Source organism: Cellulosimicrobium sp. E-16 (genome assembly GCF_049913115.1).
Classification (GTDB): domain Bacteria; phylum Actinomycetota; class Actinomycetes; order Actinomycetales; family Cellulomonadaceae; genus Cellulosimicrobium.
Genome location: NZ_CP183974.1, coordinates 2,986,554 through 3,012,926, shown reverse-complemented (window position 1 = coordinate 3,012,926; position 26,373 = coordinate 2,986,554). Strand labels below are relative to the sequence as shown.

The window sequence follows — 26,373 nt, the reverse complement described above, 5'->3', positions numbered from 1 at the left end:
AGGGGTCGTCGTCCGGCAGGGGCGACGATGTGCGGGTCGTCACGGCCGGACGTCCCGAGCGTAGGAACCGCTAACCTAGAAGTCCAACGAGTAACGGTTGTCACATACAGAAGAGCGAGTCATCAATGGATCTGCGGCAGATGGAGTACCTCGTCGCGCTCGCGGACGAGCGCCAGTTCACCCGCGCGGCGCAGCTCGTCGGCGTCTCCCAGTCGGGGCTGTCCGCCGCGGTCCGCAGCCTCGAGGAGGAGCTCGGCGCGAGCCTGTTCACGCGCACGACGCGCCGCGTCGAGCCCACCGAGGCAGGGCTGGCGCTGCTGCCGCACGCACGCTCCATGCTCGCGCAGGCGGCCGCCGGTCGCGACGCGGTGGTCCGCGCGACGCGCGCGCTGTCCGGCTCGCTGCGCGTCGGCTCGGAGCAGTGCCTCGGCGTCCTCGACGTCACCACGCTGCTCGAACGCTTCCACCGCCGCTACCCGCAGGTGGAGATCCACTTCGCGCAGGCCGGTTCCCACGACCTTCTCGCGCGCGTCCGCGAGGGCGACCTCGACGTCGCGTTCGTCGCGACCACGGAGCACCTGGGGTCGCTGTCGCAGACCGTGCTGGGCAGCGAGCCGCTCGTGCTCGTGTGCGCGCCCGAGCACCCGCTCGCCACGCGGGGCCGGGTCGACTGGGCCGACCTCTCCGGCCAGGAGTTCGTCGACTTCGACCCGTCGTGGGGCGCGCGTCCCGTCAACGACGCCACGTGCGCCGCGCACGGAGTGCACCGCCGCGTGCGGTGCTCGGTCAACGACGTGCACACGCTGCTCGAGCTCGTCGACCGGGGTCTCGGGATCGCGCTCGTCCCGCGCCACGTCGCGGCGAAGCCCCAGGCGGCGCGTCTCGTCACGCTCGCGCTGCCCGAGGCCGGTGCGCCGAGCTGGGTCGTCTCCGTCGTGACGGGTCGCTGGGACAGCGGGGCCTCCGCGGCGCCCCAGCTCCTCGAGCTCCTCGCCGACGCACCCGCGTGCCGGGGCGTCGAGGTCGCGCGACCCGACGGCGAGCGGCCGGGCGTCGAGGCCGTGGCGGAGGTGCGGTGACCGCCCCCGCGGGCACCGACGCGCCGCTCTTCCCCCTGCGCAGCGTCGTCCTCGGCGCGTTCGTCCCGACGCTCGTCCTCGAGATCGGCATCGGGGCGATGCTGCCCGTCGTCGCGGTCACCGCGACCGGGCGCGGGGCGAGCCTCACGGTCGCGGGCCTCGTCGCCGCGCTCGTCCCGATCGGCAAGATCCTGTTCGACCTCCCGGCCGGGGCGCTCGCCCAGCGGATCGGCGACCGGGCGGCCATGCTGCTCGCGGGCGGTGTCGCCGTGGTCGCGTTCGCGACGATCGCGCTCAGCCCGAACCTCGGGGGACTGGCGGCCGGCGTCCTCGCCCTGGGCGCGTCGACCGCCGTCTTCAACCTCGCCCGCCAGGCCTATCTCACGGAGATCACGCCGCCCCTGCGGCGGGCGCGCGTCCTGTCCACGCTCGCCGGCGTGCACCGCATCGGGCTGTTCCTCGGCCCGTTCGCGGGAGCGGCCGTCATCGCGGCGACGGACGTGCGCGGCGCCTACTGGCTCGGCGCCGTGGCGGCGCTGGCCGCGGTGGCGGTGCTCGCCGTCGTGCGCCCGGAGCCGACGGCGCAGGACGAGCCGGGCCGCGTGCGCCCGCGCGGTCGCGGCACCGCGACGGGACCGCGAGTGACCATCGCCCGCGTGGCGCGCGAGCACCGGCGCCTCTTCGCGACGCTCGGCGTCGCGATCCTCCTCGTGAGCGCCGTGCGCGGCGCGCGCCAGACCGTCATCCCGCTCTGGGGCGAGCACCTCGGGCTGGACGCGGAGGTGACGTCGCTGATCTTCGGCGTCTCCGGCGCGCTCGACATGCTGTTGTTCTACCCGGCGGGCAAGGTCATGGACCGGTTCGGGCGCCTGTGGGTCGCCGTGCCGTCGATGCTCACCATGGCCGTGGGGCTCGCGCTGCTGCCCTTCGCCCACACGGTGGCCGCGGTGACGGTCGTCGCGGCGCTGCTCGGGGTCGGCAACGGGATGGGGTCGGGCATCGTCATGACGCTGGGGGCCGACGTCGCACCCGCAGAGGTGCGCCCGACCTTCCTCAGCGTGTGGCGGCTCTTCCAGGACACGGGCGATGCGCTCGGGCCCCTCGTGCTCTCGGCGGGGGCCGCGCTGGGGTCGCTCGCGGCGGGGGTCTGGGCGACGTCGGTGCTCGGCGCGGGGTCCGCGGCGGCCCTCGCGCGCTGGGTACCCCGCTACTCGCCGCTCGCGAACCTCGTGCGGCCGCACGCCGGGCGAAAGGCCGTGCGCGTCCCGTCCGACGCGCCCTAGCGTGGCGACGACGGCGAGGCCCAGCGCCTGCGCTACGGGAGGCTGCCGGCGAGGCGACGAGAAGCCGCCGTCGCCGTGACGCAGGTCACGCACGGGCATGTCACGCGCAGGCCGCGGCGGGCGTCTGGATGGTCGACCCCGCGCACGACCGGCGCGCACCGCGCCGGCTGACGGAAGGAGACCCTCGTGGCCCGCATCTCGCTCGACCCGCCCCGGACCCTGCTGAACCGCACCCTCGCCACGCTCTCGCGGCGCCGGTACGGCGCCGTGCTCGAGCCGCTCGCCGCCGTCGGGCACAACCCGCGCGTCGCGACGACGTACTGCGTCCTCGAAGCCGGCGTCGCGCGCTGGCGGACGCTCGACCCGACGCTCTCGGCGCTCGCGGTCATGGCGACCGCGGTGCAGATCGGCTGCTCGTGGTGCGTCGACTTCGGCTACTGGGAGTCGGAGCACGGCGACGTCGACCCCCGCAAGCTCCACGACGTGCCCGCGTGGCGCGAGAGCCACGCGTACACCGCCGTCGAGCGGCGTGTGCTGGAGTACGCCGAGGCGGCCACCGCGACGCCGCCGACGGTGACGGACGAGCTCGCGGCGGCGCTGGTCGACGACCTGGGCGAGCCCGCGTTCGTCGAGCTCACGGCGCTGGTCGCGCTGGAGAACCTGCGCAGCCGGATCAACGCCGCCCTCGGCCTGTCCAGCCAGGGCTTCAGCGACCGGTGCGAGGTCCCGCTCGCCGGCGGGCTGCGCGCGGCGGGCACGGCTGGCAGGCTGGCGGGGTGAGCGAGAGCGCCGGGTCCCCACCGCCCGACGGCACCGCGGGGCCACGCGGTCCCGGCGCGGCTCTCGAGCCGTTCACGACGCACCGTCGCCTGCTCTTCACGGTCGCGTACGAGATGACGGGATCCGCCGCGGACGCCGAGGACGTGGTCCAGGAGGCGTGGCTGCGCTGGTCGTCGGCGGACCGGTCCGGCGTCCTGGACCCGCGCGCCTACCTCGTGCGCGTCACGACCCGGCTCGCGCTCGACCGGTTGCGCGCGCTGCGGAGGCGCCGCGAGACGTACGTGGGGTCGTGGCTCCCGGACCCGCTCCTGACGACGCCCGACGCGGCGCTGCAGGTCGAGCGCGCGGAGGACGTGTCGATGGCGCTGCTCGTCGTGCTGGAGACGCTGAGCCCGCTCGAGCGCGCCGTGTTCGTGCTGCGCGAGGTGTTCGACGTCCCCTACGACGAGATCGCCGAGGGTCTCGACCGCGCTCCCGATGCCGTGCGCCAGACCGCGCACCGCGCGCGCGAGCACGTGCGCGCGCGGCGACCGCGGTTCACCCCGCCCGACGACGCGCAGCGCGCCGCGGTCGAGCGGTTCATGACCGCGTGCGCCACGGGGGACACGGGCGCGCTCGTCGAGATCCTCGCGCCGGACGTCGTCGTGGTGAGCGACGGCGGCGGCAAGGCGCGCGCGGCCCTGCGGCCCGTCGCGGGAGCGGACAAGGTGGCGCGGATGCTCGTGGGCCTCTCGGCGAAGCCCGAGACGACCGCGATGGCCTTCGAGCCCGCGCTCGTCAACGGCGCGCTGGGCGGGGTGTGGACCGTCGGCGGGGAGCCCGCCATGGCGGCGACCGTCGAGTACGACGGCGAGCGCGTCGTGCGCGTCCTGCTCTTCCGGAACCCGGAGCGGCTGGCCGGGCTCAGACGAGCGTGAGGACGCCCAGCACGCCGACCGCGAGCGCCAGCACGAGCGAGACGGCGATGAGCACGACGTGCACCGTGAGGAAGCGCGTGGCGTGCCCGTCGGCGTCGCGCGCGCGAGGGTCCTTGGCGATGCGCTGGAGGAAGCGCGGCCAGATGAGCATGTTCCACGCGGCCGCGACGAGCAGGACGACGGACCAGGCGACGGGGAGTTCCACGCCCCGAGCATGACACCGGGCCGCGGCGTCCCCGGACGGAGGAGGTGCGCACCGGCTGTGGGATCGACCACATCGACGCCGGCGCCAGGTGAGGCTAGCCTTGCCTCGGTTCCGCGCTCGCGGGGCCGTCGTCCGCCCGGCGCGCCGGGCCGCATCCCGAGGAGCCACCGGTGGCCACCTTCAAGACGGTCAAGCCCGCCGACGCCCACGTCGTCACGCTGAACGTCGTCGGGAGCAAGCGGGTGAGCCCCAACGTCGTGCGGGTCACGCTCGGTGGCGACGACATGGACCTCTTCACGCCGATGGGCTTCGACCAGTGGTTCCGGCTCTTCCTGGCCCGCGACGACCAGGACTCCCTCCGACTGCCGACGCGCACGTCGGGCATGTGGTACGTCCAGTACCTCGCGACGCCCAAGGCGCGCCGGCCCTGGGTGCGCAACTACACGGTGCGCGCGGCGCGGCCGGACCTGCGGGAGATCGACGTCGACTTCGTGGTGCACGGCGACGCCGGACCCGCGTCGTCGTTCGCGCTGTCCGCGCAGCCGGGGGACCGGGTCGGCCTGCTCGACCAGGGGGTCGGCTACAACCCGCGGCTCCCGCACGACTGGACGCTGGTCGTCGCCGACGAGACCGGGCTGCCCGCCGTCGCGGGCATCTGCGAGTCCCTGCCCGACGACGCGCGCGGCCTCGCGGTCGTCGAGATCCCGGAGGCGGCGGACGCCCAGGACTTCCGCGTCCCGGCCGGGGTCGAGCTGCGCTGGGTCGTGCGGGACGGCGCCGAGCCACCCGCCGGGGTGGACCCCCGCGACCTGCTGCCCGGGCGGCTCGCGCTCGAGGCGGTCCGGTCGGCCGAGCTGCCGTCCGGTCCGGTCTACGCGTACGCGGTGGGGGAGTCGACGCTCGCGACGGGCGTGCGTCGCCACCTCGTGAACGACCGTGGCGTGCCCAAGACGCACGTCGACTTCGTCGGGTACTGGCGGCACGGGCACGCGGCGTCCGCCTGACCGCGCATCGTCGCGCGGTACGGCGCTCGGCGCCCGGCGCCGTCAGACCTTGCGGAGCTGGCGGAACATCGGGCAGTCGAACGGGTCGCGCGCGGAGAGCCCGACGCGGTTGAGGTAGCGCACGACGATGGCGTACGACTGCACGAGGCTCGTCTCCGTGTAGGGCAGGCCGAGGTTCGCGCAGTGCTCGCGCACGATCTCGCGCGCCCGCGCGAGGTGGGGCCGCGGCATGCTCGGGAACAGGTGGTGCTCGATCTGGAAGTTGAGCCCGCCCATGAGGATGTTCATCCACCAGCCGCCGCGGATGTTGCGCGACGTGAGGACCTGCTTCGAGAGGAAGTCGATCTTCGTGTTCTCGGGGATGATCGCCATGCCCTTGTGGTTCGGCGCGAACGACGCCCCCATGTAGACGCCGAAGACGGCGAGCTGGACGCCGAGGAAGGCGAACGCCATGCCGAGCGGCAGGAACCAGAAGATGGCGCCGACGTAGAGCGACAGGCGCAGCGTGAGGATCACGAGCTCGAGGACGCGGGTGCGGAGGTTGCCGCGCGCCCGGCCGCCCGCGAGGAGCGAGCGGTACGCCTGGACGTGCAGGTTGAGGCCCTCGAGCGTGAGCAGCGGGAAGAAGAGCCAGCCCTGGTACCGGTTGATCACGGCGCGGAACCCCTTCGCGGCGGCCGCGTCCTCGTCGAGGAAGACCACGACGTCCGGCGCGATGTCCGGGTCCTTGCCCCGCTGGTTGGGGTTGGCGTGGTGACGGGTGTGCTTGTTCATCCACCACGAGTGGCTGATCCCCACGACGCCGTTGGCGAGCACGCGGCCCAGGCGGTCGTTCGCCGGGCCCGACGTGAAGACCTGCCGGTGCGACGCCTCGTGCGCGACGAACGCGAACTGCGTGAAGATCAGGCCGAGCGCGCCGGCGATCAGGAGCTGGAACCAGGAGTCGCCGAGGAGCACGAACCCCGCGACGGCGCCGCCGAGCGCGAGGGTCAGCACCGCGAGGGTCCACAGGTAGTAGCCGTGCGTGCGGTGGAGCAGACCGGCGTCGCGCACGGTGCGCGACAGTGCGCTGTAGGTGCTGGTCACGGCGCCGGGCTCGTCGGTGCGGGGGCGGGTGGCCCGGAAGCCCGGGCGTACGGTGGCTGAGGTCATGGACATCCTCGTCGAGGTCGGTGTCGACTTCCCAGCCGCCAGGTTGAGCGGATGCTCGTGGTGCAGATCGCCCCACCCTACGGGACCGTAGGTTGTACGCGCGATCTCAGCACGTGAAGAAGCCGTGGGGGAGCCGTACCGACTGCGCGGTGCCTCAGGCGGCGAAGCGGAACGTCTGGCGGTACTCCGTGGGCGTGATGCCGACCGCGCGGCGGAAGTGGTGACGCAGGAGCGCCGCGGACCCGAAACCGCAGCGCCGCGCGACCTCCTCGAGGTCGAGCGTCGACTCCTCGAGCAGGGACTGCGCGTGCCCCACGCGCTGCGACGTGAGCCACGCGAGCGGCGTCGTGCCCGTCTGGGCGACGAACGAGCGCGCGAACGTGCGCTCCGACGTGTGGGCGCGCCGCGCGAGGTCGCGCACCGTGAGCGGCTCGTCGAGGTGCTCGGTCATCCACTCCAGCAGCTCGGCGAACGAGTCCTCCTCGCACTCCGGGACCGGGCGCTCGATGAACTGGCGCTGCCCGCCCTCACGCTGTGGGGGCACGACCATGCGTCGCGCGATCGTGTTCGCGACCTTGGCCCCCAGCTCGCGGCGCACGAGGTGCAGGCACGCGTCGATCCCCGCGGCGGTCCCGGCGCTCGTGACGAGGTTGCCGTCGTCGACGAACAGCACGTCCGGGTCGATGTCGAGGCTCGGGTACTGGCGGCGCAGCTCGTCGGCGTGCATCCAGTGGGTCGTGACCCGACGCCCCTCGATCACGCCGGCCGCCGCGAGGAGGAAGACTCCCGAGCACACGCTGAGCAGCAGCGCGCCGCGTTCCGACGCGCGCCGGACCGCGTCCAGCACCTCGGGCGGGTAGTGCGAGCCGATGCGGATCGCCGGGACGATCAGGAGGTCGACGTCGTCCGTCGCGTCGAGCCCGTGGTCGGGGACCACCTGCGCGCCGACCGACGTGCGCACGGGTCGCCCGGCGACCGGTCCGCACACGCGGAAGTCGAACCTTGGGACGCCGTCCTCGCTCCGGTCGAGGCCGAACACCTCGCACACGACGCCGAACTCGAACGGGGCCAGGCCGTCGCACACGACGGCCGCGACGGAGCGCACCATGCACGGCACGCTACGCCCGTGGCGGGATCTTGTCGAGAGGTGTCGGTCCTGCCACTCGTCGCGCCGCACGTGCGACGACAGGGTGGAGGCATGGACATCTTCTGGGGTGTGGTGGTTCTTCTCCTCGTCGTCGGCCCGACCGTCGCGGCGCTCGCGGTGCGGCGCGAGGACCCCGCGCGGCCGTGGTTCCCCGCGGGGTCCGACGGCGCGTGGCCGGGCGGCGGCGCCTGGGGCGACCGGTCGGTCCACGGCGAGCGCTGGGACCGCGACGCGCAGCGCCTCGACGCCGACCTGCAGGCAGCGGCCTCGCGCCCGGACGTGCAGGGCGAGCACGTCGACCCGCACGAGGTCGCGGCCGAGCTCGTGCTGCGGCGCGTCGTCCCGAACCCCGCGGTGCGGGACGGCGTCCGCGGGCTCCCGCCGGCTCCCGCGACGCACGCCGAGCCGGCGCCGTCGCGCACGGGCCGCCAGGTGCGGCTCCCGCGCTGACCGGCCCGGGCAGAGACGGACGACGGCCCGGACCTCGTGGAGGTCCGGGCCGTCGTCGGGAGAGGGGCGTCAGACGGTGGTCAGGCGCGCGAGCCGACCGCGTCGACGTCCGCGCCACCCGTGAGCTGGTCGAGGCCCTCGAGCTCCTCGGCCTCCCACGGCGCCTGGCCGAGGCTCGGGATCATCGTCGCGAGCTCGGGGCGCCACTTGGTGAAGCGGGCGGGGAAGCAGCGCTCGAGCAGGTCGATCATCGCGGGGACCGCGGTCGACGCGCCCGGGGAGGCGCCGAGCAGACCCGCGATGGAGCCGTCGCCCGCGGCGATGACCTCGGTGCCGAACTCGAGGACGCCCTTGCCGTCCTTGTCCTTCTTGATCACCTGGACGCGCTGGCCCGCGGTGATGGTCTCCCAGTCCTTCGGGTGCGCCGTCGGCATGAAGCCCTGGAGCGCCGTGAACTTGGTCTCCGGGCTCGCGAGGAGCTGGCCGACCAGGTACTGGGTGAGGTCGAGGTTCTTCAGGCCCGCGCCGACCATCGAGCCGAGGTTGTGCAGGCGCAGCGACGTGAACAGCCCGAGGTACTTGCCCTTCTTGAGGTACTTGGGGCTGAACCCGGCGTACGGGCCGAACATCAGGTACGTCTTGCCCTCGACGACGCGGGTGTCCAGGTGCGGGACGGACATGGGCGGCGAGCCGACGTCGGCCTTGCCGTAGACCTTGGCCTGGTGCTGCGCGACGAGCTCGGGGCTGTCGGTGCGCAGGAACTCGCCGCTGATCGGGAACCCGCCGTAGCCCTTGGCCTCGGGGATGCCCGCGGCCTGGAGCAGCGGCAGAGCGCCGCCGCCCGCGCCGACGAACACGAACCGGGCCTCGACGGTCGAGCGGCGCTTCGGGGCGTTCCACGAGCGGTCCTTGACCGTCAGGCGCCAGCGGCCGTCCTTCGTCTTCTTGAGGTTCTTCACCTCGTGCTCGAGGTAGAGCTGCGTGCCCTGTGCGACGAGGTGGTCGACGAGCTGCTGCGTGAGGGCGCCGAAGTCGACGTCCGTGCCGCTCGTGGCACGCGTCGCCGCGACCGGCTCGTCACCGTCGCGCTCCGCGACGAGGAGCGGTGCCCACTCGGCGATCACGGCGGGGTCGTCGCTGAACTCGAGCTCGCTGAACAGCGGGTGCTGCCGCAGCGTCTCGAACCGGCGGCGCAGGTAGTCGACGTTCTCCGCGCCGCGCACGAACGTCATGTGCGGCGTGCGGGAGATGAAGCTCGCCGGCTGCGGGAGGGCGCCCGTCGTGAGCAGGTGGTGCCAGAACTCGCGCGACACCTCGAACTGCTCGTTGATCTTCACCGCCTTGGTGATGTCGATCGAGCCGTCCGCCTTCTCCGGCGTGTAGTTCAGCTCGCACAGGGCCGCATGACCCGTCCCGGCGTTGTTCCACGGGTTCGACGACTCCTGCGCCACGGCGTCCAGACGCTCGTAGATGCGCACGGTCCAGGAGGGCTCCAGGACCTTGAGGAGAGCTCCCAGCGTGGCACTCATGATGCCACCGCCGATGAGGGCTACGTCGATCTGGTCTGCGCTGCTTGCGGGGTTGCTCGCTCGACTCGACACGCTCCGATTCTACGCTTGTGAAAGAGTGCACTAACTGTGCGGTGCGTCACGGGCGTGCGTCACACTTTCCCGGGACGAACGTCCCGAGCGGCGCAGGCCGGACGTCTCACCCCCTCGCGGCAGGAGCGTCCTACCTCGGCGGGGAGTAGGGCGAGGGCCAGGGGCCGATCTCGGGGAGGGGTGTGGGTTCGTCGGTTCGGAAGGCGTCGGGCTCGGCGTCGGGGGTGCGGCCCGCGAGCCAGGCGGCGACGTCGGTGAGGCGGCCTCGGACGACGACACCGTCTCGCGCGTCGAACCCGGGGTTGTTCCCCTCGGGCGTCTCCGTGCGGGGAGAGACCCCGGGTTCGGCAGCGAGGCGGAGGCCGCCCGGGCCCACCCTGAGCGGGGCGGGCTCACCGGCGAGGTCGACCACGACGTCGTCGGCGAGGCGGACCCCGAGGAAGTCGAGCAGGTGGAGTCCGAGCGCGCGCGGCCAGGTGCCGAGGCCGACGCCGGCGTCGAGGTCGACCGCGTGGATCCGGACCTCGCGCCACCACGCGACGAGCGCGTCGACGACGGTCCCGTTGCGGTAGGTCACGGGCGCGTCCCACGCGGACGACCCCGGGCCCGGCCATGCGGCGTCGAGGCGCTCGCCCAGAGATTCGAGCGCGCCGACGTGCTCCGCGACCGAGCGGCGGGCGCCCGCCTGGATGCCGGCCTCGCGGCCGGCCGCTCCGCCGTCGTACACCTCGACGAGCTCGCCGTGGGCGGCGCGCTCCGCCTGGCGGGCCATCGCCTCGCCGATCGCGGTCACGTGCGCGAGCACGTGGCTGCGCGACCAGCCCGGGAGGGCCGACGGCCCGGCGAGTGCGGCCTCGTCGAGGGCACGCGTCGCGGCGGCGACGGCGTCGAGCGCGGCGCGCGCGTCGCGACGCACCTGCTCGACGTCCGGCGCGGCGGGTGCGGTGGGGTCGGTCACGGCCACAGGAGCTCCTTCGTCCAGGGATGAGGTGTCGCGGTGTCGGCGTCGGGCGACGCGGTGTAGCGCAGGCGGGTCTGGCCGTCGGGCGAGGACGCCCAGAACTCGATGCTCGTCGGCTCGAGCGCGTACGACGCCCAGGCGTCGAGCACGAGCCGGGGCTCGGCGCGGACCCGCGCGAGCGCCCCCTCCCACGCGGTCCGGTAGGCGTCCCGTGACGCGAGCGGGGCGCTCTGCGGACCTGCGAGCGCGGTGGCACGGGAGAAGTCGGAGCGGGCGAGGAAGTCGGCGGCGGACGCCTCGGGTCCGAGCGGGACGACCGGTCCGCGCATCCGGACCTGGCGGCCGTGCTCGCGCCAGAAGAACGTCAGCGCGGCGTTCGGGTTCTGCGCGAGCGCGACGCCCTTGGGCGAGTCGGCGCGCGTCGCGAAGACCCAGCCGTCGCCGTCGACGTCCTTGAGGATCAGCGTCCGGGCGTCGACCCGGCCGCTCGCGTCGGCGGTCGAGAGGGTCGCGGCGTGCGGCGCGGGCAGGCCGGCGTCGATCGCTTCCTCGAGCCAGCCGACGAAGAGCGCGACCGGCTCGTCCGGTGCCGCGTCGACGTCGAGGCCGGGCAGGTCGGTGCCGAACACGGGGAGCGCGCGCAGTCGCTCGCGCAGCGACGGGCGTTCGGAGGCGTCGGTCATGCGTCCTCCAGCAGGTCGGCGGGGCGAGGGTCGAGGAGCGCGACGAAGCCCCGCGCGGCGGCGGTCATCGCGCCGGGGTCGTCGAGGGCGCGCGCGAGGACGTACCCGCCCTGCACGATCGCGACGGCGGCGAGCGCGCGGTCGCGGGCCGCGCCGACGGGCAGCCCGTCCTCCGTGAGGACGGCGGCGGCCAGGTCGACGAGGCCGTGGAAGTAGGCGCGGACCTCCGCGGCGAGCTCGGCGTCGTCCATGACGGCCTGGTCGCTCACGAGGCGTCCGACCTTGCACCCGGCGAGCGCGGGGCGCGGCCGCTCGAGGTAGCGGACCAGGCGCTCGACGGCGGACCCGCCCGCGTCGAGGTCGCGGTGCGCGGCGTCGAGGCCGGCCGCCGTCGTGGCGTGCACGGCGGCCGCGGCGAGGTCGTGCTTGGTGGGGAAGTGGTGGTAAAGGCTGCCCTGGCCGACGCCGCTCGCGGCGAGGACCTGGCGCGGGCTGGTCGCACCGACGCCCTGGGCCCAGAACAGGTCCTGCGCGGCCGCGACGAGCCGCTCGCGAGCGTCGGTCGTCATGCCGCGACCATACCTACCTCTAGGTATGGCGTCCAGTCGTCGCTCTGCGGACCACCTCGCGTCACACCTCGCCGCCCCGCTCGGTCGGGACGGCATGAGAGTGGAGTCGTACGGTGGGTCGGTGACGGTGCAGCAGCGTGTGCTGGTGGTCGCGGTCCTCGCGTCGTTCGTGTCGTTCCTGGACGGCTCGGTGGTCAACGTCGCGCTGCCCGCGATCTCCGCGGAGCTGACGACCGGGCCCGTCACGGGCCTCGCGCTGCAGCAGTGGGTCGTCGACGCCTACATGATCACGCTCGGCGCCCTCATCCTCCTGGCGGGCTCGCTGTCCGACGTGCACGGTCGGCGCCGCATCATGGCGATCGGCCTCGTCGGCTTCGCGGTGACGTCGGTCGCGTGCGCGCTCGCCCCGGACGGGCTGTTCCTCGTCGTGGCGCGCGGGCTCCAGGGCGTCGCGGGCGCGCTGCTCGTGCCCAGCTCGCTCGCCATGATCATCTCGACGTTCGACGGCGAACGACAGTCCCGCGCGATCGGCTCCTGGACCGCGTGGACCAGCACTGCGTCGCTCGTCGGGCCGCTGCTCGGGGGCATCCTCATCGACACCATCTCGTGGCGCTGGGTGTTCTGGATCAACGTGCTGCCCGTCGCGGTGACGCTCTGGCTGCTGCGCGGGGTGCCCCGGTCCGCCGCGGAGGAGCCCGGTGCCGGGACGACCCGCCGCATCGACGTCGCCGGGGCGACGCTCGCCGCCGTCGGGCTCGCCGGGACGGTGTTCGCGCTCATCGAGCAGGGGCGGTTCGGGTGGGCGAGCCCGGTCGTGTGGGGGCCGTGCGTCGTCGGCGTCGCGTGCCTCGTCGTGTTCGTGTGGTGGGAGCGGCGCGCCCCCGACCCCATGCTCCCGCCACGGCTCTTCCGCGTCCGCAACTTCGCGTGGGGCAACCTCGCGACCGCCGCCATCTACGGCGCGCTGTACTTCGGCGGGTTCGTCGTCACGCTGTTCCTCCAGCAGGTCGGCGGGTACAGCGCGACCGCTGCGGGGCTCGCGCAGCTCCCCGTGACGCTCGTGCTCCTCGCGCTGTCCACGCGGTTCGGGGCGCTCGCGGGCCGGTACGGCCCGCGCCTGTTCATGACGGTCGGGCCGATCGTCGGGGGCGCGGGCTACCTGCTGCTCCTCACCACGACCGACGACGCCGTCTACGTCACCCAGGTCCTCCCGGGCCTCCTGCTCTTCGGCCTCGGCCTCGCGATGACGGTGGCGCCGCTGACGTCCGCGATCCTCGGCTCGATCCCCGCGTCAGACGCCGGCATCGGCTCGGCGGTGAACAACGCCGTGTCGCGCGTGGCGGGGCTCGTCGTCATCGCGTTCGCGGGCGTGATCGTCGGCGGTGTGCTCGACCTCGACGGCTTCCACCGCTCGCTCGTCGTCACCGCCGCGCTGCTCGTCCTGGGCGGCGTGCTGAGCTGGGTCGGCATCCGCAACGAGAAGGTGCGCGCGACCGCGGACGCCGGTTCCGAGGGCCGCTGAGCGCGACCGTTCCGGCTATCGCACCGTCTGGAGGTCGTGCGTCGAGGTGTTGAGGCGGCGCCCGCCGTCGGGCACGTCGGGCGGGAACGCCACGACGATGTCCTCGATCCGCACGCCGAAGCGACCCGGCAGGTAGATGCCCGGCTCGACGGAGAAGCACATGCCGGGCTCGATCGGGCGGTCCTCGCCCTCGACCATGTACGGCGGCTCGTGGGTCGTCGTGCCGATGCCGTGCCCGGTGCGGTGCACGAAGTACTCGCCGTAGCCCGCGTCGGCGATGACGGCGCGTGCGGCGCGGTCGACGTCCTGGCACGTCGCGCCCGGGCGGACGGCGTCGACCCCGGCCTGCTGGGCGCGGCGCACGACGTCGTAGACCTCGCGCTGCTGTGCGGCGAGCGCGTCGTCGGTGCCGCCCTCGACGAGGACCGTACGCGTCGTGTCGGAGCCGTACCCGTCACGCAGCCCGCCGAAGTCGAGCACGACGAGGTCGCCCGGCTCGATGACGCGGTCGCCCGCGTCGTGGTGCGGGTCGGCCCCGTTCGGCCCGGCGCACACGAGCGTGAAGTCGACCTGCTCGTGCCCGTGCTCGCGCAGGAACCGGTCCAGGTTGGCAGCGACGTCCCGCTCCCGCCGGCCGGCGAACGCGACCTCGCGGATCTGGGCGAAGGCCGCGTCGGCGGCGGCGCCCGCCGCGGCGAGGCGCTCGACCTCCTGCGCGTCCTTGACGGCGCGCAGGGTCGGGACGGCGTCGGTGAACGCGGTGAACCGCGCGTCCGGGAGCGCCCGCTGGAGCCCGAGCACGTGCAGCGCCCACGTGGAGTCCGAGACGGCGTAGGTGCCGGTCCCCTCGAGGAGCCGCGCCGCGGCGGCGTGCTCGTCGTCGCCGTCGCGCCAGGTCACGACGTCGAGCCCGTCCGCGCCCGGGGCGGCGACCAGGTCGCCCCGCTCGAGCAGCGGCACGACGACGGACGCGCCACACCCTGCTGCCGCCCCGTCCGCGGGGATCGAGAGCAGCGTGAGGCGCTCGGTGTCCGGCGGCGCGTAGCCGGTGAAGTAGGCGAGGTCGGGCCCGGGCGAGACGAGGAGCCCCGCCAGGCCGGCCTCGCGGGCGTGCGCGGCGGCGCGCTCGCGGCGGGCGGCGTAGACCTCGGGGCCGAACGCGGCCCCCGGACGTGCGGCGTCGGTGCTGCTCATGGTGCCAGCCTGGCACCGCTCGCCCGCGAGATCGACCCGAACGGCCCGACGTCGGCCCTCCGAGGGTCGATCTCGGACGTGTGGGTCGATCTCGCGCCGCGCAGGGGAGTGGCAGGGTGGGCACATGACCGACGTGCGCAACCTTTTCACCGCCCTCGACGCGTTCGACGGGCACTGGCAGCCGCACCGGATCGCGAGTCTCAACGACGAGGACGTCAAGGTGGTCAAGGTGCTGGGCGAGTTCGTCTGGCACGACCACCCCGAGACCGACGAGCTGTTCCTCGTGCTCGCGGGAGAGCTGACGATCGACCTGCGCGAGGACGGCGTCGAGCGGGCGGTCGTGCTGGGGCCGCACGACCTGTTCGTCGTGCCGCGCGGCGTCGAGCACCGACCGCGGGCCGCCGTCGAGACGTCCGCGGTGCTCGTCGAGCGCCGGGGGACGGTGAACACGGGGGACGCGGGCGGCGACCTGACGTCGCCGCTGCGCGAGCTGCCGGACGCCTGACGACGGCGAGATCGACCCGAGCGTCCGAGATCGACCCTCGGTGGGCCGACCTCGGGACGCTCGGGTCGATCTCGCGGGGCTCAGACCCTGACGACGACCTTCCCGCGCACGTGGCCCGACTGGCTCGCGCGGTGGGCGTCGGCGGCGTCGGCGAGGTCGAACACCTCCGCGACCTCGGGGCGGAGCAGACCCTCGTCGCCGAGCCGCGCGAGCTCCGTGAGGTCCGCCGTGTCGGGGCGCACCCACACGTAGTGCCCGCCGAGCTCGTCGCGTGCGCGGGCGTCCGTGATCGAGGCGACCGTGCCGCCGTCGCGCAGCACCTGGGGCACCGAGTCGAGCGCGTCGCCGCCCACGTAGTCGAGGACGGCGTCGACGCCCTCCGGCGCGAGCGCCCGGACCCGGTCCGCGAGCCCGTCGCCGTAGGTCACCGGCTCGGCGCCGAGCGAGCGGAGGAAGTCGTGGTTGCGCTCCGACGCCGTGCCGATCACGCGCGCGCCGAGCGCCCGCGCGATCTGGACGGCGAACGACCCGACACCCCCGGCCGCGGCGTGCACGAGCACCGTCTGCCCCTCGGTGACCCCGGCGCGCCGGATCGTCTGGTAGGCCGTGAGGCCGGCGAGCGGGACCGCGGCCGCCTCCTCGAACGACCATGCCGCGGGCTTGCGCGCGAGCGTGCGGACCGGCGCCGCGACGAGCTCCGCGAACGTCCCGCCCGACACCTCGCCGCCGACGACGTCCTTGCGCACGTACCCGTACACCTCGTCGCCGACCTGGAGCTCGGGGGTGTCCAGGCCGACGCGCTCGACGACGCCCGCGACGTCCCAGCCGGGGACGACGGGGAAGACCGCGTCCATGATCTGGTCGAGGTAGCCCTCGCGGACCTTCCAGTCCACCGGGTTGACGCTCGCGGCGCGCACGCGCACGAGCACGGAGTCGGGCCCGACCTTGGGGGTCGGGAGGTCGGTCGTCTCGAGGACGTCGGGTCCGCCGTAGCGGGAGTAGGTGATGGCTCGCATGACGGCGGCAACGGCACGCGCGCCCGCTCGATTCCCGCTCTGCCGGGGGAGAGGCGCGGGTCACACCGGTGCGCTGCGGCGGCGCGTGCCCGTCGCGTCGTCTCTCGGGGCGGTCAGCCCTCGAACGCCGTCGGGTCCATGAAGAGGACCTCCCACTGGTGGCCGTCGAGGTCGGCGAAGCTCCGCGAGTACATGAAGCCGCCCTCCTCCTGCGGGTCCTTGACCGGGGACGCGCCGGCCGCGAACGCCGCGTCGGCGAGGCGGTCGACCTCCTCGCGCGTGCCGACGCTGAGCGCGTTGACGACCTCCGTCGTCGCGGTGGCGTCGGCGATCGCCTTGTTCGTGAACTGCTTCGCGAACTCCTCGGTGAGGAGCATGACGTAGATCGTGTCGCTGATGACGATCGAGGACGCGTTCTCGTCCGTGAACTGCTCGTTCACGGTGTACCCGAGCGCCGTGTAGAACGCCTTGGAGGCGTCGAGGTCCTTGACGGGCAGGTTGACGAAGATCTGCGTGCTCATGAGAGTGCCTCCGGCGTCGTGGGCGGTTCGCCCGGTACGTGGTGTCGTCGGGGTAGACGACCGGTGCCTCATGAACTCATCGCCCGGCCGCGCGCGAGTCGCGGCCGGGCGACGGAGCGTCGCGGGTGCCTCAGACGAGCACGTCGCCGTCGCGCGCGACGACCCGGCCGCCGGCGACGACGAGCGCGCGGCGCGGGGCGCGCACGACGGCGTCGGACACGTTCTCGGCGTCGACGAGCACGACGTCCGCGGGTGCGCCGACGACGAGGTCGTGCACGTCGCGGCCGACGAAGCGCGCGGCGTCCGACGACGCGATGCGCGCTGCGGTGACGAGCTCCTCGTCGTACCGGAACCGTGACAGGCGCGCGAGCTGCGTCGTGAGGGCCAGGATGTCCCCGGTCCCGTATGGCGACCACAGGTCGCGGATCCCGTCCGTGCCGAGCCCGACGGCGACGCCCGCCGCGCGCAGCGCGTGCACCGGCAGGGGAGCGGCGCCGATCGGCGCGACGGTCGTCATGGTGATGCCCGCCTCGCCCATCGCGGCGACGAGGTCCGCCTGGCGCGACGCCGAGACGTCGCCGACCGCGAAGCCGTGCGCGACGTTGACCTTGCCCTGGAGCCCCGCGCGCAGCGTGCGGTCGATCATGAGCTCGACCTGGAACGCGCCGAGGTCGCCGCCGTCGTGCAGGTGCACGTCGATCCCGACGCCGCGGCGCTCGGCGATCGCGAAGAGCCCGTCGAGCTGGCCGACCGGGTCGCGGTCGATCGACGCGGGGTCGAGCCCACCGATGTGCTCGGCCCCCGCGGCGGCGGCCGCGTCGAGCAGGTCCAGCACCCCGGACCGGCGCAGCACGCCGTCCTGCGGGAACGCGACGATCTCGGCGTGCACGGCGCCGCCCAGCGCGGCGAGCGCCTCGCGCACGACCTCGATGCCGCGCAGGCCCAGGCCGAGGTCGACGTCCACGTGGGTGCGGATCGCCGTCGTGCCGTGGCGGACGAACTCGCGCAGCACGGCGAGGGTGACGTCGACGCCGGGGATGCCGAGCTCGTCGCGGTGCGCGCGCTCGTGCGCGATGCGGCCCTGCGTCGTCGCCTCGCCGCCGTAGCTGACCCACGGCTTGCCCCACCAGCTCTTGTCGACGTGCGCGTGGGCGTTGACGAGGCCGGGCAGCGCGAGCAGGCCGCGTCCGTCGACGACGCCGTTCGTGTCACCTGTCGGCGAGCCGGACGGCGTGCCCGACGGCGCCGCGACGGTGGGGTCGTGCGGCGTCACTGCGGCGATGCGCCCGTCGGCGACGTGCAGGTCGACCCGTTCGCCGCCCCAGGGGCGGACGTCGCGCAGGACGGTGACGGTCTCGGGGGTGCTCGGGCTGGTCATGCGGCGGGTCCTTCCGGGAGCGGGACGACCACCTGGGGCCGTCCGGGGATCTGGATCTCGTACGTGGCGAGGGTGCCGAGGTCGACGACGGTCGCGCCGTCCCACGCCTCGGCCTGCGTGTAGCCGCCGGCGAGCACCGCGCTGAGGGCCCCGGTCACGGGGTCGGTCCACGTGGTGACGGTCTCGTGCCGGCGCGTGAGCGGCGCGACCTGCTCCGCCCCGGTCGCGGGGTCGAGCACCGCCACGTTCGGCCCGCCCGCGGCGTTGCCGAACGGGCCGTTGCCCACGACGACGACGCGACCGTCGGGAGCGCGCGCGACGCCGTGCTGGTGGCTGTCGGCCGCGGAGGGCACGCTCGACGTCGTGCCGGTGGCCGGGTCCAGGCGGACCAGGACGCGGCCCTGGTAGGGGAGGAGGAGTGCGCCGTCGTCGTCGAGCACGGCGTAGTGGGGCTTCTCGAACGAGGCGAGCCCGCCCTCGGTGCCGAAGGGGGCGACCTCGATGCGCCGCGCCTCGAACGTGGTGGTGTCGACGACGTGCACGGAGAACTCGTCGTGGTCGACGGTGTAGACCTCGCTGCCGTCGGCCGCGACGAGCACGTCGAACGGCCGCAGGCCCACGGGCGTGCTCGCGAGCACCTCGCGCGACGCGACGTCGATCGTCTCGAGCGTCGACGAGTCGCCGCGGTGCACCGCCACGTAGGCGCGCGTCCCGTCGGGCGACACGGCGATGCCCATGCCGCCGCGGCGGTACTCGCCGAACCCGACCCGGTCGGGCGCGTCTCGGTAGGGGATCAGGTCGACGCGCTCGCGCGTCGCGAGGTCGACCACGGCGACCCCCTGCGCCGTCGAGACGTACGCGCGCCTCGTCGGGGCGTGCACGGCGACGCCCCACGGCGCGGCGCCGACCTCGACGCGGTCGACGACGGCGCTGCCCTCGCGGATCGTCGGGTCGACGACGGCGAGCCCGTCGGACTCGGCCTCCGTCGCGAGCAGGTAGCGCGGAGGCGCCTCGGCCGGCTCCTCGGGGGCCGCCGGCACGGTGGTCGGGGCCGGTTCGGGTTCCGTGGCTGAAGACGGCGCGACGTCCGGAGCTGGAGCGGACGGGGCGGCGTCGCCCGCGGCGCCGGGTGAGCAGGCGGCGAGCAACGCGACCACGGCGCCCGTCGCCCATGCCGCGACGACGTGCCGGGTGCGGCGCGTGCGGCGGCTCAGGGGCGCGGCGCCACCGGGAGAGGAGAGGGGAGCCATCCCAAAATGGTATACCAGGACCCGGATCGTCCTCTCGACCCCGAAGTGGCCCCGCGCCCCGGTGCGGGCCCACGGTGTTGGTCGAGAGCCTCTGTCCGAGGCCCCGGGATTCACGAGCTCGCGCCCACAGAAGATGGCGCACCCTTGACGTCGTCGTCGGGGGCCGGACCGGGTGGGCTGCCGTGATCTGGTCCCGGCGGGCGGCGTCCCACGACCAGCCGCAGCGCACGGTTGGTTCGTGCCAGCGACGTCGATCTCTCGGGGCGCGGAGCGCTGGGTGTGCGCTACGCGGGACCGGCCCCGGGGACCGGTGCGCAGACGATCAACCAGGACGTGTAGTGCTCGACCACGCGCCCCCCGAGGTCCGCCACGGCGGCCGCGACCTCGTCGACCTCGCCCCGCGTCCAGTCGCTGAACGTGCTGAAGAGTCGGTGCGCCTGCTCTGCGTCCAGCGTGACGCTCCAGCGGTACTCGCCGACGTCCTCGACGCTGAACAGCCCAGAGGCGGTCAGCAGCGCTGTGGTCGCGCCGAGGTCCTCCGGGTCCCCGGCGCGAGGCGGCCGGCTCCGCCGCGCGACGATCTGCGCGACGCGGTCACGGAACGCGGTGGGCACCGCCGTGGGATCGCCGAAGACGTGCCGCCAGACGAGGAACCGCCCCTCTGGCACCAGAGCCCGGTGGAGCCGGGGCAGGAGTACGTCGAGGTCCATCCAGTGGAGCGAGGTCGCCGCGACCGCCAGGTCGAACGCGGCTCGGCCGAGCTCGGCCTCCTCGGCGCGGCCGACGAGCACCTCAGCCGTCGGGTGCCGGGCCGCGAGCACGGCGGCCAGCCGCGTGCCCGGTTCGACGGCGACCACGTCGACTCCCTGCGCGAGCAGCGGCCCGGTCGCTTCCCCGGTGCCCGCGCCGAGGTCGACCGCTCGTCGGCCCGGCGCGGCCAATCCTGTCCGACGCACCCGATCCCAGAGCTCGGCCGGATACGGCGGACGCGCGGACCCGTACGAGTCTGCGAGCGTGTCGAAGTGCATCGGGTCTGCCATGGCTCGACCATAGGACCGCGGTGGCGGCGCGAGCGGGACGGCTGACAGTGGTCAGGTGACCGTCGAGGACGGGAGGGTGCGTCGGTCGTGCGCCCCCGAACTACGCGCCGTCGTCAGCCGACGCCTCGGCGGCCCGCGGCTCCAGCACGACGACCGCCGTCTCGGTCGGGCGGCGCGCGGCGAACCCGTCCAGCGCGTGGTCGAACGTGCGCCACCGCTCCCAGAGCCGGGCGCGCTCCGCCCCTTCGGCGGCGCGACCGTGGACGGCCCGCGTCTCGCCGTGCAGCTCGACGGTCGTGTCGGGGTGCGCCTGGAGGTTGAGCCACCACGCCGGCTCGGGCGCGGCCCAGCCGTTCATCGCGAGCGTGACGAGGTTCGGGCCGTCCTCGAAGTACCCGACGATCACGTCGTGTTCGCGGCCGGTGCGCCGTCCGACCGTGCGGAGCAGGAGCGTGCCCCACTTCGCGGGCTGCGGGCGCCACAGCCCGCGACGGTGCCCGGTGACCCGGTAGTACGCGCGGTGCACGACCCAGGCCGTGCGGACGAACCAGCGCGGCGGGAGCCGGGGCGGACGCTCGGGGGCCGGAGGTGCGGAGGACGTGTCGGTCATGGTCGCCGTCCTGCGTCGGAGGGGAGCCGAGGAACCTCGACGCAGCAACGGTCCCGCGGGTCGGGGCGCGCGTCAACGGTCCGTCACCGGTCGAGCGTCGCGGGCTCCTCGCGCACGACGTCGGCCGGCGACTTGTCCCGTCGCCACCCCTTCCAGACGGGGTGCCGCAGCTTGCCGAACGGGATGTCGCCGCCCTCGCCCTCGCCCGGCCCCGTCCACTCCGCGTAGACGACCTCGGCGACCCGCCGTGGCGACACCCAGCGCGCGTCGCGCGCGTCCTCGCGGGGGACGCCCGTCGCGGGCGCCGTGGTGCGCTCGATCCGGCCGAGCTCGGCGACGAGGTCGCGTCGTTCCGCGTCCGTGAAACCCGACCCGACGCGGCCCACGTAGACCAACCGGTCGCCGTCGGGCACCGCGAGCAGGAGCGACCCGACGAGGTGCGTCCGGTCGCCGTGCCCCGGGCGCCACCCGACGACGACGACCTCCTGCGACTGCGCGTGCTTGAGCTTGAGCCACAGCGCCGAGCGGCGGCCGGACGAGTAGGTGCCGTCGCGCCGCTTGGCGACGACGCCCTCCAGCCCGAGCCGATTCGACGTCTCCATCGCCGCGTCGAGGTCGCCGTCGAACGCGGGCGGCACGTGGACCGGGGCGCGCGCGTCGCCCAGCACGTCCTCGAGCACCTCGCGCCGCTCGTCGTACGGGCGCTTGGCGAGCGACCGGCCCGCGGTCTCCAGGACGTCGAACACCATGAGGTCGACGGTGACCTTGCGCCGCGCCGCCGCGACGTCCCCCGGCTTCGCGATGTTCGCCCGCTGCTGGAGGCGCCGGAAGCTCGGCCGCCCCCGCGCGTCGAGCGCGACGATCTCGCCGTCCAGCACGACCGGCAGCGCCCCGGCCGGGACCTGCTCGGCGAGCGCCTGCAGCTCCGGGTACGTCACCGACATGTCCTTGCCCGAGCGGCTCACGAGCCGCACCCGGCCCTGGGACACGTGCGCGAGCGCCCGGAACCCGTCCCACTTCATCTCGAACGCCCATGCGTCGCCGTCGTGCAGGTCGCCCGCCGACGCGGGCGACGCGAGCATGGGGCGCCAGTCCGTCCGGGCCGGCGTTCGCTCGGCGTGATCGTGGTCGGGTTGGGTGGCGGGTGGGGCGCTCGCGCCGGGTCTACCATCCGCGCCTCGTTCCTCGGCGCTCCCGCCAGACCCGCCACGACCCGGCGCGAGCGCCCCACCCGCCTTCTTCGTCTCATCACGCGGCGCCATGAGGTGGATGAGCCAGTTGTCCTCGTCGCGACCGTCGCGGCCACCGGTGTGGATGAGCGCGAGGCGGCGCGTGCCGTGCTGCTCGCCGTGGAGGGTGACGATGACCTCCTTGCCGTCGCGCCACTTCTCCAGCTCGTACGTGCCGGCGTCCCAGATGGTCACCTCGCCCGCGCCGTACTCGCCCTTCGGGATCGTGCCCTCGAACGCCCCGTACGCGAGCGGGTGGTCCTCGGTCTGGACGGCGAGGTGGTTCTTCTTCGGGTCGGTCGGCTCGCCGCGGGGCAGCGCCCAGCTCACGAGGACGCCGTCGTGCTCGAGGCGGAAGTCCCAGTGCAGGCGTCGGGCGTGGTGCTCCTGGATGACGAAGCTGTCGCCCTCGCTCGTGGGCGGCGCCTCGTCGGGGACGGGCTCGGGCGTGCGCTGCGCGTCGCGCATGGAGCGGTAGCGGTGCAGGCGGTCGGGCCGCTCGTCGTCGCCCGCCCCGGGATCGTCCGCGCCGTCGCTGCCCGACGTCGCAGCGCCCTTGCGCTCGAACGTCGCCATGCGCTCGGGCGTGGGCTCGAGCGCGGAGAGGTGGCCCAGCGTGAGCGCGGCCAGCGGGTCGCCGATCGTCCGCACGCGCTCGACGACCTCGTCGGCGTCGAGGTGGCGCAGGTCCGGGTCGTCGAGCTCCTCCCACGTGCGGGGCGCGGCGACGGTCGGGTGCTCGCGCCCGCGCAGCGAGTACGGCGCGATCGTCGTCTTGTTGCCGTTGTTCTGGCTCCAGTCGACGAGCACCTTGCCGCCGCGCAGCGACTTCTTCATGTCGCTCACGACGAGGTCGGGGTGCTCGGCCTCGAGGTAGCGCGCGAGCTCGTGCGCGACGTCGGACACGGCCGCGGCGTCCTGCTTGCCGTCGAGCGCGGCGTACAGGTGGATCCCCTTGGACCCGCTCGTCACGGGCAGGGGGTCGAGCCCCATGCCCTGGAGGATCGTCCGGGCCAGGCGTGCGACCTCGGCGCACTCGGGCAGCCCGGCCCCCGGCCCGGGGTCGAGGTCGAGGACGAGCCGGTCGGGGTCGAGGTGGACCCCGGTGCGGCCGAACTGCCACTGCGGCACGTGCAGCTCGAGCGACGCCGTCTGGCCGAGCCAGGTGAGCGTCGCCAGGTCGTCGACGAGCACGTAGTCGTTCGCGCTGCTCTTGTGCTGGATGCGGCGCGTGCGGACCCACGACGGTACGCCCTGGCCCGCGTTCTTCTGGAAGAAGACCTGGCCCTCGACGCCGTCGGGCCAGCGCTTGCGCGTCGCGGGCCGGTGGGCGCAATGGGGGAGCATGACGTCGGCGACGGCCGCGAGGTAGGCGAGGACGTCCGCCTTGGTCGTCCCGGTGGCGGGGTAGAGGACCTTGTCGAGGTTCGTGAGCCGCAGGCGGTGGCCACCGACGCTCACCGTCTCGCCCGCGCTCCGGCTCGATGAGGTGGCCATGGGCCCATCGTGGCGCGCACGGGGCGCCGCCGCCCGCGGGACGGGACCGGACGAGGGACCAACGGCCCTGTCCGGGGGCCGTCGTGGGAACTTCCCGGCGCCCCCGACCGTGCACACTGGAGGAGGCGGCCCGACCGGCCCGGGAAGACCGCCGTGACGAGGCAGGACCGAGAGGAACACCGTGACGCACCTGACGACCGACGACGTCCCGCCCTCCGGGGAGATCCGTCCGCGGGTGCGCGAGTTCCGCCGGCTGATGATGACGTACAAGTTCGGCATCGACGAGGTGATGACCAAGATCACCGTCCTGCGCGACGAGTTCCGGCACATCCACGACTACAACCCGATCGAGCACCTGGGCTCGCGCCTGAAGTCGATCGACTCGATCTTCGCCAAGGCGCAGCGCAAGGGGATCCCGCTCACCCCGGAGGGCGTGCGGGAGAACATGTTCGACGTCGCGGGCGTGCGTGTGACGTGCAGCTTCGTCTCCGACATCTACCGCGTGCGGGACATGCTCGTCGGCCAGCGCGACCTCACCGTGCTCGAGGAGCGCGACTACATCGCGCACCCCAAGGGCAACGGCTACAAGAGCCTGCACCTCATCGTGAAGGTGCCGGTCTTCCTCTCGGACCGGGTCGAGGACGTCGTCGTGGAGATCCAGCTCCGCACGATCGCGATGGACTTCTGGGCGAGCCTCGAGCACAAGATCTACTACAAGTACCAGCGCGACGTGCCCCAGCACCTCACGGACGCGCTCAAGCTCGCGGCCGACGTCGCGGCGACCCTCGACACGACGATGGAGCGCATCCACGACGAGGTCCGCGAGCTGGACGGGGAGGCCGAGCCCGTCGAGACCGCGGACGCGCTCGTGTCGCCGCGCGAGATGGTCGAGAACTTCATGCGCACGGTGCAGGTCGCCGACGAGGCCTTCCACGAACGTCGCCGCGACGGCTGACGCCGCTCACCCCTGGGACGAGCGGCGACGGCCGGCCGCGGGGCCGGGTCAGGTCCAGCGGAACCAGCGCGCCGCGCCGACGGTGCCGACGACGACCGCGCCGCCGAGCGCCACGAGGTGGGAGACCTCGACGGGCTGGCCCGCCCACGCGTCGCCCAGCGCCTGCACCGCGGCGCCGAAGGGCAGCAGCTCCCCGAGTCGCGCGATCGGCTCGGGGAGGTTGGTCACGTCGCCGAACATGCCGCCCGTCGCCCCGAAGGCGAAGAACGCGACGAGGCCGAGCGCGAGCGCGGCGTTCGGGGTCGGCGCGACGGCGGCCACGAGCATCCCCACCGCGTACATCGCCGCCGACGCCAGGGCGAGCACGCCGAGCGCGACCCCGGGGGACGCCGGGAGCCGCGCGTCGAACGCGGCCGTCGCGACGACGAGGGCGAGCGCGACACCCCCGGCGGTCTGGGCGAGGCTCACCACGACCTGCGCGACGAGCACCATCGCGGGCGACGCGGGCGTGACGGACAGGCGCTTGAGGACGCCGGACCGCCGGTAGTAGGCCAGGAAGCTCGGCATGTTGATGACGCCGATGATGCCGACGACGATCGCGAGCACGACCGGGATCACGAAGACGTCGAACGCCGTCCTGCCCCCCGAGCCCGGGAGGACCATCGTCGTGGCGTCGCTGACGCCATACATGACGAGGATCAGCACGGGCATGCCGAACGGCATGACGAGCCCGGCGGTGTCGCGCGCGACCATGCGCGCCTCGGCGCCGATCAGCGCGACCCACGCGCGCGGACAGGGCCGGGTCGGGGCGCGCCGCCCGGACGGCGTCGTCACGGCGGGGACGGTGGTGGTCATGCGGCCTCCTCGGTCGGGGCGGTCGTCGCGCGGAGACCGCGCGACGGGTCGTCGGTGAGCGGGCGTCCGGTCAGGGCGAGGAACGCGTCGTCGAGCGTCGCGCGCTCCAGCCGGGTCTCCGTCGCCACGACGCCGGCCCGCACGAGCGCGGTGCTCACCTCCTGGAGCAGGTCGCCGCGCCCGGTCACCACGACCTGCTCGCCGCGGACCGTCACCTCCTCCACGCCGGGGACGCGGTCCAGGAGCGCCCCGGGGAGCGGCTCCGTGACGCGGAAGCGCACGCGCTGGTCGAGCCCGGCGCCCGCGACGAGCCCGGCCGGGGTGTCGTGCGCGACGACGCGGCCGCTCTCGAGGAGCGTCACGCGGTCGCACAGCCGCTCGACCTCCTCCATGAGGTGCGAGACGAGGAGCACGGTCGCTCCGCCGTCGCGCAGGTCCTCGACGACGCCCCACACCTGGCGGCGCGCCTGCGGGTCGAGCCCGGTGGTGAGCTCGTCGAGGATCACGACGCGCGGGTCCCCGACGAGCGCGAGGACGATCGCGACGCGCTGCTGCTGACCTCCTGAGAGCCGCTCGTAGCGCACGTCGCGCTGCTCCTCGAGCCCGAGCGTCGCGACGAGCTCGTCGGGGTCGCGGCCCGCGCCGTAGAACGTGCGGTAGAGGTGCGCGAGCTCGCGCACCGTCAGCGCGCCGTGCAGGAAGCCCGACTGGAGCTGCACCCCCAGCACCTGGCGCACCGCGGTGCGGTCCGTGAACGGGTCGAGGCCGAGCACCCGGACGGACCCGTGGTCGGGGCGGCGCACGCCCGCGACCATCTCGACCGTGGTCGTCTTGCCCGCACCGTTGGGGCCGAGGATGCCCAGGACCTCGCCCTCGACGGCGACGAGGCTGACGTCGTCCACCGCCGTCGTCGACCCGCCCTTGCGGCGGTAGCGCTTGGTGAGGTTCCGTGCGTCGACGGCGTCCATGG

At 74.2% G+C, this 26,373-nt stretch carries 26 protein-coding genes; 9 read left to right on the top strand and 17 right to left on the bottom strand.

The window, feature by feature from the left end:
* Positions 1–125 precede the first annotated feature (125 nt).
* The 4 genes from ACN9MS_RS13365 to ACN9MS_RS13350 all read left to right on the top strand — a co-directional run bounded on the left by ACN9MS_RS13365 (position 126) and on the right by ACN9MS_RS13350 (position 4,059).
* On the top strand, positions 126–1,079 hold the full coding sequence (locus tag ACN9MS_RS13365; RefSeq protein WP_426309030.1) for a LysR family transcriptional regulator: 954 nt from the start codon (positions 126–128) through the stop codon (positions 1,077–1,079).
* Positions 1,076–2,362 carry an MFS transporter gene (locus tag ACN9MS_RS13360; RefSeq protein WP_426309029.1) on the top strand — a complete coding sequence of 429 codons (1,287 nt, stop codon included), beginning with the start codon at positions 1,076–1,078 and terminating at the stop codon, positions 2,360–2,362. The genes ACN9MS_RS13365 and ACN9MS_RS13360 overlap by 4 nt, the downstream gene beginning before the upstream one ends.
* Before the next feature lie 186 nt (positions 2,363–2,548).
* Positions 2,549–3,142 carry a carboxymuconolactone decarboxylase family protein gene (locus ACN9MS_RS13355; RefSeq protein WP_426309028.1) on the top strand — a complete coding sequence of 198 codons (594 nt, stop codon included), beginning with the start codon at positions 2,549–2,551 and terminating at the stop codon, positions 3,140–3,142.
* A complete protein-coding gene (locus tag ACN9MS_RS13350; protein ID WP_426309027.1) occupies positions 3,139–4,059 on the top strand; it encodes an RNA polymerase sigma-70 factor in 921 nt (306 codons plus the stop codon). The genes ACN9MS_RS13355 and ACN9MS_RS13350 overlap by 4 nt, the downstream gene beginning before the upstream one ends.
* Here the strand turns inward: ACN9MS_RS13350 and ACN9MS_RS13345 are convergent.
* Entirely contained in the window at positions 4,046–4,264 is a 219-nt protein-coding gene (locus ACN9MS_RS13345; RefSeq protein ID WP_426309026.1) for an SCO4848 family membrane protein, read from the bottom strand. The genes ACN9MS_RS13350 and ACN9MS_RS13345 overlap by 14 nt on opposite strands.
* Before the next feature lie 170 nt (positions 4,265–4,434).
* Here ACN9MS_RS13345 and ACN9MS_RS13340 point away from each other — a divergent pair, with 170 nt between their 5' ends.
* The gene (locus ACN9MS_RS13340; protein ID WP_426309025.1) at positions 4,435–5,268 is read left to right on the top strand and encodes a siderophore-interacting protein; all 834 of its coding nucleotides are present in this window, start codon (positions 4,435–4,437) and stop codon (positions 5,266–5,268) included.
* A 42-nt stretch (positions 5,269–5,310) separates the two neighbouring features.
* On the opposite strand, the gene ACN9MS_RS13335 is transcribed toward ACN9MS_RS13340, so the two are convergent.
* Both ACN9MS_RS13335 and ACN9MS_RS13330 read right to left on the bottom strand, forming a co-directional pair.
* Positions 5,311–6,420: a fatty acid desaturase family protein gene (locus tag ACN9MS_RS13335; RefSeq protein WP_426309024.1), complete on the bottom strand. Its 1,110-nt coding sequence runs from the start codon at positions 6,418–6,420 to the stop codon at positions 5,311–5,313.
* Between the two features lie 154 nt (positions 6,421–6,574).
* Positions 6,575–7,528, bottom strand: a complete 954-nt coding sequence (locus ACN9MS_RS13330) for a helix-turn-helix domain-containing protein (protein ID WP_426309023.1) — start codon at positions 7,526–7,528, stop codon at positions 6,575–6,577.
* Between the two features lie 90 nt (positions 7,529–7,618).
* Between ACN9MS_RS13330 and ACN9MS_RS13325 the strand changes: the two genes are divergently transcribed.
* Positions 7,619–8,017, top strand: a complete 399-nt coding sequence (locus ACN9MS_RS13325; RefSeq protein WP_426309022.1) for a hypothetical protein — start codon at positions 7,619–7,621, stop codon at positions 8,015–8,017.
* An 80-nt stretch (positions 8,018–8,097) separates the two neighbouring features.
* On the opposite strand, the gene mqo is transcribed toward ACN9MS_RS13325, so the two are convergent.
* The 4 genes from mqo to ACN9MS_RS13305 all read right to left on the bottom strand — a co-directional run bounded on the left by mqo (position 8,098) and on the right by ACN9MS_RS13305 (position 11,831).
* Positions 8,098–9,618, bottom strand: coding sequence for a malate dehydrogenase (quinone) (gene mqo, locus ACN9MS_RS13320; protein WP_426309021.1), 1,521 nt, complete (start codon positions 9,616–9,618; stop codon positions 8,098–8,100).
* 130 nt (positions 9,619–9,748) lie between these two features.
* On the bottom strand, positions 9,749–10,576 hold the full coding sequence (locus ACN9MS_RS13315) for a maleylpyruvate isomerase family mycothiol-dependent enzyme (protein ID WP_426309020.1): 828 nt from the start codon (positions 10,574–10,576) through the stop codon (positions 9,749–9,751).
* Complete coding sequence (locus ACN9MS_RS13310; RefSeq protein ID WP_426309019.1) at positions 10,573–11,262, bottom strand: pyridoxine/pyridoxamine 5'-phosphate oxidase; 690 nt, start codon at positions 11,260–11,262, stop codon at positions 10,573–10,575. Before ACN9MS_RS13310 ends, ACN9MS_RS13315 begins: the two co-directional genes overlap by 4 nt.
* Positions 11,259–11,831 carry a TetR/AcrR family transcriptional regulator gene (locus ACN9MS_RS13305; RefSeq protein WP_426309018.1) on the bottom strand — a complete coding sequence of 191 codons (573 nt, stop codon included), beginning with the start codon at positions 11,829–11,831 and terminating at the stop codon, positions 11,259–11,261. Before ACN9MS_RS13305 ends, ACN9MS_RS13310 begins: the two co-directional genes overlap by 4 nt.
* Before the next feature lie 94 nt (positions 11,832–11,925).
* Between ACN9MS_RS13305 and ACN9MS_RS13300 the strand changes: the two genes are divergently transcribed.
* The gene (locus ACN9MS_RS13300; protein WP_426309017.1) at positions 11,926–13,353 is read left to right on the top strand and encodes an MFS transporter; all 1,428 of its coding nucleotides are present in this window, start codon (positions 11,926–11,928) and stop codon (positions 13,351–13,353) included.
* A 15-nt stretch (positions 13,354–13,368) separates the two neighbouring features.
* On the opposite strand, the gene ACN9MS_RS13295 is transcribed toward ACN9MS_RS13300, so the two are convergent.
* A complete protein-coding gene (locus ACN9MS_RS13295) occupies positions 13,369–14,547 on the bottom strand; it encodes a M24 family metallopeptidase (protein ID WP_426309016.1) in 1,179 nt (392 codons plus the stop codon).
* Positions 14,548–14,671: 124 nt separating this feature from the next.
* Between ACN9MS_RS13295 and ACN9MS_RS13290 the strand changes: the two genes are divergently transcribed.
* Complete coding sequence (locus tag ACN9MS_RS13290) at positions 14,672–15,052, top strand: cupin domain-containing protein (RefSeq protein ID WP_426309015.1); 381 nt, start codon at positions 14,672–14,674, stop codon at positions 15,050–15,052.
* A gap of 80 nt (positions 15,053–15,132) precedes the next feature.
* Here the strand turns inward: ACN9MS_RS13290 and ACN9MS_RS13285 are convergent, their stop codons facing one another.
* The 7 genes from ACN9MS_RS13285 to ACN9MS_RS13255 form a co-directional block, all read right to left on the bottom strand.
* The gene (locus ACN9MS_RS13285) at positions 15,133–16,068 is read right to left on the bottom strand and encodes an NADP-dependent oxidoreductase (protein ID WP_426309014.1); all 936 of its coding nucleotides are present in this window, start codon (positions 16,066–16,068) and stop codon (positions 15,133–15,135) included.
* 113 nt (positions 16,069–16,181) lie between these two features.
* Complete coding sequence (locus tag ACN9MS_RS13280) at positions 16,182–16,589, bottom strand: VOC family protein (protein ID WP_378232879.1); 408 nt, start codon at positions 16,587–16,589, stop codon at positions 16,182–16,184.
* Positions 16,590–16,719: 130 nt separating this feature from the next.
* Positions 16,720–17,967, bottom strand: a complete 1,248-nt coding sequence (locus ACN9MS_RS13275) for an amidohydrolase (protein WP_426309013.1) — start codon at positions 17,965–17,967, stop codon at positions 16,720–16,722.
* A complete protein-coding gene (locus ACN9MS_RS13270; protein WP_426309012.1) occupies positions 17,964–19,217 on the bottom strand; it encodes a hypothetical protein in 1,254 nt (417 codons plus the stop codon). Before ACN9MS_RS13270 ends, ACN9MS_RS13275 begins: the two co-directional genes overlap by 4 nt.
* A gap of 284 nt (positions 19,218–19,501) precedes the next feature.
* Positions 19,502–20,257, bottom strand: a complete 756-nt coding sequence (locus tag ACN9MS_RS13265) for a class I SAM-dependent methyltransferase (RefSeq protein WP_426309011.1) — start codon at positions 20,255–20,257, stop codon at positions 19,502–19,504.
* 100 nt (positions 20,258–20,357) lie between these two features.
* Complete coding sequence (locus ACN9MS_RS13260; protein WP_426309010.1) at positions 20,358–20,867, bottom strand: nitroreductase/quinone reductase family protein; 510 nt, start codon at positions 20,865–20,867, stop codon at positions 20,358–20,360.
* 83 nt (positions 20,868–20,950) lie between these two features.
* Positions 20,951–23,593: an ATP-dependent DNA ligase gene (locus ACN9MS_RS13255; RefSeq protein ID WP_426309009.1), complete on the bottom strand. Its 2,643-nt coding sequence runs from the start codon at positions 23,591–23,593 to the stop codon at positions 20,951–20,953.
* 256 nt (positions 23,594–23,849) lie between these two features.
* Here ACN9MS_RS13255 and ACN9MS_RS13250 point away from each other — a divergent pair, with 256 nt between their 5' ends.
* Complete coding sequence (locus tag ACN9MS_RS13250) at positions 23,850–24,548, top strand: GTP pyrophosphokinase (protein WP_378232986.1); 699 nt, start codon at positions 23,850–23,852, stop codon at positions 24,546–24,548.
* A 48-nt stretch (positions 24,549–24,596) separates the two neighbouring features.
* Here the strand turns inward: ACN9MS_RS13250 and ACN9MS_RS13245 are convergent, their stop codons facing one another.
* Together ACN9MS_RS13245 and ACN9MS_RS13240 are read right to left on the bottom strand one after the other, a co-directional pair.
* The gene (locus tag ACN9MS_RS13245; RefSeq protein ID WP_426309008.1) at positions 24,597–25,403 is read right to left on the bottom strand and encodes an ABC transporter permease; all 807 of its coding nucleotides are present in this window, start codon (positions 25,401–25,403) and stop codon (positions 24,597–24,599) included.
* Positions 25,400–26,371 carry an ABC transporter ATP-binding protein gene (locus ACN9MS_RS13240; RefSeq protein ID WP_426309007.1) on the bottom strand — a complete coding sequence of 324 codons (972 nt, stop codon included), beginning with the start codon at positions 26,369–26,371 and terminating at the stop codon, positions 25,400–25,402. Before ACN9MS_RS13240 ends, ACN9MS_RS13245 begins: the two co-directional genes overlap by 4 nt.
* Between the last annotated feature and the right edge of the window lie 2 nt (positions 26,372–26,373).

What these genes read in the sequence shown, in the direction of transcription:
- ACN9MS_RS13260 (WP_426309010.1), bottom strand. Translation starts at nt 20,867, where the DNA reads ATGACCGACACGTCCTCCGCACCTCCGGCCCCCGAGCGTCCGCCCCGG.
- ACN9MS_RS13325 (WP_426309022.1), top strand. Translation starts at nt 7,619, where the DNA reads ATGGACATCTTCTGGGGTGTGGTGGTTCTTCTCCTCGTCGTCGGCCCG.
- ACN9MS_RS13245 (WP_426309008.1), bottom strand. Translation starts at nt 25,403, where the DNA reads ATGACCACCACCGTCCCCGCCGTGACGACGCCGTCCGGGCGGCGCGCC.
- ACN9MS_RS13290 (WP_426309015.1), top strand. Translation starts at nt 14,672, where the DNA reads ATGACCGACGTGCGCAACCTTTTCACCGCCCTCGACGCGTTCGACGGG.
- ACN9MS_RS13295 (WP_426309016.1), bottom strand. Translation starts at nt 14,547, where the DNA reads ATGAGCAGCACCGACGCCGCACGTCCGGGGGCCGCGTTCGGCCCCGAG.
- ACN9MS_RS13300 (WP_426309017.1), top strand. Translation starts at nt 11,926, where the DNA reads ATGAGAGTGGAGTCGTACGGTGGGTCGGTGACGGTGCAGCAGCGTGTG.
- ACN9MS_RS13240 (WP_426309007.1), bottom strand. Translation starts at nt 26,371, where the DNA reads ATGGACGCCGTCGACGCACGGAACCTCACCAAGCGCTACCGCCGCAAG.
- ACN9MS_RS13270 (WP_426309012.1), bottom strand. Translation starts at nt 19,217, where the DNA reads ATGGCTCCCCTCTCCTCTCCCGGTGGCGCCGCGCCCCTGAGCCGCCGC.
- ACN9MS_RS13335 (WP_426309024.1), bottom strand. Translation starts at nt 6,420, where the DNA reads ATGACCTCAGCCACCGTACGCCCGGGCTTCCGGGCCACCCGCCCCCGC.
- ACN9MS_RS13275 (WP_426309013.1), bottom strand. Translation starts at nt 17,967, where the DNA reads ATGACCAGCCCGAGCACCCCCGAGACCGTCACCGTCCTGCGCGACGTC.
- ACN9MS_RS13305 (WP_426309018.1), bottom strand. Translation starts at nt 11,831, where the DNA reads ATGACGACCGACGCTCGCGAGCGGCTCGTCGCGGCCGCGCAGGACCTG.
- ACN9MS_RS13310 (WP_426309019.1), bottom strand. Translation starts at nt 11,262, where the DNA reads ATGACCGACGCCTCCGAACGCCCGTCGCTGCGCGAGCGACTGCGCGCG.
- ACN9MS_RS13250 (WP_378232986.1), top strand. Translation starts at nt 23,850, where the DNA reads ATGATGACGTACAAGTTCGGCATCGACGAGGTGATGACCAAGATCACC.
- ACN9MS_RS13265 (WP_426309011.1), bottom strand. Translation starts at nt 20,257, where the DNA reads ATGGCAGACCCGATGCACTTCGACACGCTCGCAGACTCGTACGGGTCC.
- ACN9MS_RS13365 (WP_426309030.1), top strand. Translation starts at nt 126, where the DNA reads ATGGATCTGCGGCAGATGGAGTACCTCGTCGCGCTCGCGGACGAGCGC.
- ACN9MS_RS13255 (WP_426309009.1), bottom strand. Translation starts at nt 23,593, where the DNA reads ATGGCCACCTCATCGAGCCGGAGCGCGGGCGAGACGGTGAGCGTCGGT.
- ACN9MS_RS13330 (WP_426309023.1), bottom strand. Translation starts at nt 7,528, where the DNA reads ATGGTGCGCTCCGTCGCGGCCGTCGTGTGCGACGGCCTGGCCCCGTTC.
- ACN9MS_RS13280 (WP_378232879.1), bottom strand. Translation starts at nt 16,589, where the DNA reads ATGAGCACGCAGATCTTCGTCAACCTGCCCGTCAAGGACCTCGACGCC.
- ACN9MS_RS13285 (WP_426309014.1), bottom strand. Translation starts at nt 16,068, where the DNA reads ATGCGAGCCATCACCTACTCCCGCTACGGCGGACCCGACGTCCTCGAG.